The sequence below is a fragment of the Oscillatoria sp. HE19RPO genome (assembly GCF_024220515.1).
Classification (GTDB): domain Bacteria; phylum Cyanobacteriota; class Cyanobacteriia; order Cyanobacteriales; family Laspinemataceae; genus Laspinema.
In genome coordinates, this window is sequence record NZ_JAMXOT010000345.1 from 1 (window position 1) to 4,634 (window position 4,634).

Consider the following 4,634-nt stretch of genomic DNA (forward strand, 5'->3'; position numbering starts at 1 on the left):
CCCCCCACTCCTCATATCTGTTACTACGAACTAAGGGGATTGCAAAATATAAATCATCCAACCGTTCAACTGATGAAAGGAAGGTATGCGTAGGGGCGCAAGCATTGCGCCCCTACATTGACTTCGTTGAGCATTCACTATGAACCAACGTTTTGGAGATTTTATTTTTTGGAGTTCCCTAAGAGAACGACTGAAGTCGTTACTACGAACCAAGAGAACGACTGAAGTCGTTACTACGAACTAAGAGAACGACTGAAGTCGTTACTACGAACTTGGAGAACGACTTCAGGATGGAGTGGAGGTTATCCTTTATGATTATGATTCGGGTCAGCGTTGGGCATTTGATGGGATTCGACCATTGCTTCGGCTTTGGCTTCTGCTAAAATATCTTCCCATACTTCGTTGGCTTCGGCAACAGCAACTTTGCCTTTTTCATAGAGGGTAATGCCATTTTTTAGGGTTGCTTTGGCGATGGGTTTGGCGACTTTGCCGATCGCTGGTAATAAAATAGGTGCGAGGACCACTGCACCGATTCCAAAGGCGATCGCCCGTCCTCCTTTTCCTGCTTCCAGCATTTCACCAAAATGTTGTTGAATTCCGTCTTGTCTCCAATGAATGAGTCCCATGATACAATTCCTCCAGTAAGGGTAAGGGGTATTAACTTAGGTTGATTGCACTCTGTTCTGATGCCGATCGCGGGGGATCGATGTGCATCAGAGGACGTAACCCGTTTAATCCGGCGGCGATCGCTGAACCGTTGTGAACGACGGTGGCAGCTAAGGGGTGCAATCCGCAGGTGGATGCTAAAACTAGGGCGGCTAAATTCGGTCCGACTACTAAGGTGGTATTTTGTTGTATAATGTATCGGGTTTCCTTGGCGATCGCGATCGCATCTAGCAACCCAGATAAATTGTTCTCCATCAACACCACATCAGCAGTTTCTCGGGCTACATCGGATCCGTTGGCAAAGGACACGGACAGATCCGCATAAGCTAAGGCAACGGAATCATTTAACCCATCCCCCACAAAGGCAACGGTTTTCCCCGATTCATGTAATTCTCGCACAAGGGCGGCTTTTTGTTCGGGAAAGGCTTCGGCATGGGTATGACAGGCGGGAATCCCCAGTTTTTCGGCAACAGCAAGGGCGCGGGGACGTTCATCTCCGGTGAGCATCTGCACCTGAATGTGATACTCGGACTGCAACCGTTGAATCACCGTGGGAGTTTCCCGGCGCAAGGGGTCCGCATATTCGATGACGCCTTGGAATTTGCCCTCACAAGCGACGTAAATCAAAGAACAGTTGACATTCAGCGCACAATCTGCTTGCTCACAGTCCAATCCCCGATCGCATCGCCGTTGATGGTCCGTCAGACAGTCCACCGTCACTCCAGACTGGCGCAAGAAGCGATCGCTACCGACTAACACTGTGCGCCCTGCAATCTCCGCCTGAATGCCCAAACCCACCTCATAGTGCCATTCTCCCCGAGGCAAGAGTCTCACTCCCCGGTTCTCGGCTTCCGCCACAATCGCCTCGGCTACGGGGTGAGAAATCCGTTGTTCCGCAGCAGCAGCCAACTCCAGCACTTCCGCCTCGGAAATTGCCTCCGATGCGGTGGTGATGCGAACCACAGACAGATTCCCTTGGGTGAGAGTGCCGGTTTTGTCAAATACCACGGTATCGACTTCGGCTAATTGTTCCAAGGCGCGTCCACTGCGGATCAAAATCCCATGTCGGGTGGCATGAGTCAGGGCCGCCATAAAGCTGGTGGGGACGGAAACGCGAATTCCCGTCACAAAGTCTAAAGTGAGAATTGCTGCTGCCCGTCCTGGGTCGCGGGTCAACGCCCACACCAAGGCGGCCCAGAGTCCCGCAGGCAGGACGGCGCGATCGGCGATGTTGGCGGCGTAATTTTCCATGCGGGTATCATGGACTGGGGCTTTTCTCACTAATTCCAAACTCGCTGCTGCCCGGGTTGCTGCCCCGACTCGTTCTGCTTGGATATACAATTCCCCGGACCGCAGCAGGGTGGAGGCATAAACCTGAGTTCCCTTTTCAGCAACAATTGGCATGGATTCGCCGGTGAGTTTCTGGCGATCGATGGTGGCAGTTCCCTGTAAGACAATGCCATCTACGGGAATTTGTTCCCCGGGATAGACAATGACGGTTTCCCCAATTTCTACCTCTGTGGCAGGAATTTGCTGTTTTTCTCCCCGGCGTTCCACCCAGGCAAAGCGCCCGATGGTGTCCATGAGGTCCGCAGTCCGGGCGGCAGAGGACCGGGCGGTGCGATCGCGGATGGTATCCCCGACTTCATGGAGGGTCATGACTAAGGCAGGGGTGAGCAAATTTCCGCGCAGGGATGACAGGGCGATCGCCATCAAGTCCAAGCAGTCGATATTCAGGCGACGTTCGGCTAAAACACTGGCGATCGCCCGTTTAGCCACGGGTAACGCAGCCCAGGCAACGCTTCCCGCCATCAGGGTTCGCGGAATCGGCAATCGTAAAGGACCGCCTAGAATCGCCAACAGAGTGGCAATGGCAGGCAATATGATATCATGACCCTCGGGTTCCGTTGCCGGAAGTTCGGGAATGACGGGGTTGCTCTCACGTCCCGGGGACTGCTGGAGTTGCCCGGTTTGTTGAATCACTTTCACCAGTTGCGATCGCCTTCTTTCATCGCTCACCCCCTGAGTTTGGTAGTGAATGGCGATGGAGGCGGCAGTGAGATTCACCCGCACTTGGAGGACACCCGGTTCTTGAGCGATCGCTTGTTCCAGGCGACTGGCGTAGGGGCGATCGCGCGCAAGGCGTGGGACTCTAAACCTGACTCGTCCAGGGATGGCATGAACCAAGGTACAGGCAACCCAAGTCTGCGTCACTTCGGCGAGGGGATTCCTGGATTTGTTCCAAATTTCTATATTTGCTACCATTTTGCTGCTCCTAGGTGCGATTACACCGATAACCACAGGACAAGAAACCGGGTTTCTGGCGTAGATTGGGTGTGAATTACCACAGTTTTTGTGAAGAAACCCGGTTTCTAACCCTTGGGATTACACCGATGCCCCCATAAACCGATTCATCATGGCATTCACAAAGGCCCGAGCAAAACAAGGGTTAAAATAATTCAAGGCATCCTCGTCAGCATCCTGGGCTAGAATCCTATCCGGTTCTACTTCTGCGACTCCTGGGGTTTCTTCGGGATAGTCAGGTTCTTCCGGGGAATCGGGCTCTGGGGTGGGGGTTTCCTGGGGTAAATCAGCGATCGCCTCTTGAATCATCTCCACTAGGTGCGATCGCCAGGATTCATCCAATCCGGCAGCAATTTCATACTGAACCACAATCGACGCGGTGATAGGATTGAGGCGGATTTCGGTGACTTCCGGTTGGGCGGAAAGGGCAGTTTGGAGGCGATCGGCACAAGTGCTATCCTGGGCAATGGTGGGCACGCGCAACCGCACTCGTCCGGGAATGGCATGAACGATTTCCACTCCCATTGCCGATGGCGGTTTTACCGCTGATTGAGCAGCAGTCGGTGCAGGAGTTGCCATCAATGGCATCGCGATCACAGCAGCATCGGTGGAGTTTTGCTCCAACTGGGCGATCGCCTGTCGCGTCACACTCGCCGCGATCAGATTCCCCAGTAACGCCCATCCCCCGCGCAGTTTCAGGGTCTGAGTCACCAACATCCCGGCAATCATCGGGGCCAATGTCTCCAATTCTTGATGATGGAGCAGAAAATTCCCCACTTGCTTTACCGGGTCCGCGTCGGTTTTTATCCCAGAAATTCCCCACTCTTGCAGCATTTCTAGCACTTGAATCAGGGGAATAACATGAGGATTAAAGACAATAATTAAATCCCCCGTTTTGGCATCCGTAGAAACCGCCACGATTCCCGGTTCTTGTCCCACCTGTTGTCCAAGCAGATTCAGGTACAGAATGCCCGTGCCATCCCCTGCCCGCAATTGTACGCAACCCTCAACTGCCTGGACTAATTTAACAGTTCCAGTTCCCGTGGTTGCCGTTTGATTCACCATTCCCTTTCCTCCCCTAGCCTTCGGGTATTTTTCAATCCATTATCGCCGATGGCTTCAGGACTAAAAGTTCACCCTGGATAAAACTCTCTAGTCTTAGAATAAAACCTTTTACTGGATTTTAGCAAGGGTTTTTGGGATTGTTAACAAAACTTTAATCCCCGCACTTCCGTTAAATTTTCTGATACAATTAAACCAAATGAGTTTTGTTTATTGAGAACAAATACCAGTAATTTTTTATCATTTGCAGGTTACTCAATCGAGTCCGGTGGGAAAACACAGGTTAGAAACCGGGTTTCTGAGCAACATCTGTGGCAACACAGGAAAGCTAGGTCAGAAACCCGGTTTCTTGTCCCTGGGGTCTAGTTTGGGTGGGACAATACAGGTTAGAAACCGGGTTTCTGAGCAACATCTGTGGCAACACAGGAAAGCTAGGTCAGAAACCCGGTTTCTTGTCCCTGAGGTCTAGTTTGGGTGATACAGCAATGGTTAGAAACCGGGTTTCTTTACCCCATCTGTGGCAATTCGCACCCAATCTAGGTCAGAAACCCGGTTTCTTGTCCCTGGGGTCTAGTTTGGGTGGGACAATACAGGTTAGAAAC

Annotated in this window: 3 protein-coding genes; all 3 read right to left on the reverse strand. The window is 52.1% G+C overall.

Going from position 1 to position 4,634, the window contains the following annotated elements; translation table 11 throughout:
- Positions 1-302 precede the first annotated feature (302 nt).
- Positions 303-626: a DUF5132 domain-containing protein gene (locus NG833_RS26085; RefSeq protein ID WP_254568195.1), complete on the reverse strand. Its 324-nt coding sequence runs from the start codon at positions 624-626 to the stop codon at positions 303-305.
- A 31-nt stretch (positions 627-657) separates the two neighbouring features.
- Entirely contained in the window at positions 658-2,931 is a 2,274-nt protein-coding gene (locus tag NG833_RS26090; RefSeq protein ID WP_254568196.1) for a heavy metal translocating P-type ATPase, read from the reverse strand.
- Positions 2,932-3,051: 120 nt separating this feature from the next.
- A complete protein-coding gene (locus NG833_RS26095; protein ID WP_254568197.1) occupies positions 3,052-4,035 on the reverse strand; it encodes an HMA2 domain-containing protein in 984 nt (327 codons plus the stop codon).
- Positions 4,036-4,634 lie beyond the last annotated feature (599 nt).

What these genes read in the sequence shown, in the direction of transcription:
- NG833_RS26085 (WP_254568195.1), bottom strand. Translation starts at nt 626, where the DNA reads ATGGGACTCATTCATTGGAGACAAGACGGAATTCAACAACATTTTGGT.
- NG833_RS26090 (WP_254568196.1), bottom strand. Translation starts at nt 2,931, where the DNA reads ATGGTAGCAAATATAGAAATTTGGAACAAATCCAGGAATCCCCTCGCC.
- NG833_RS26095 (WP_254568197.1), bottom strand. Translation starts at nt 4,035, where the DNA reads ATGGTGAATCAAACGGCAACCACGGGAACTGGAACTGTTAAATTAGTC.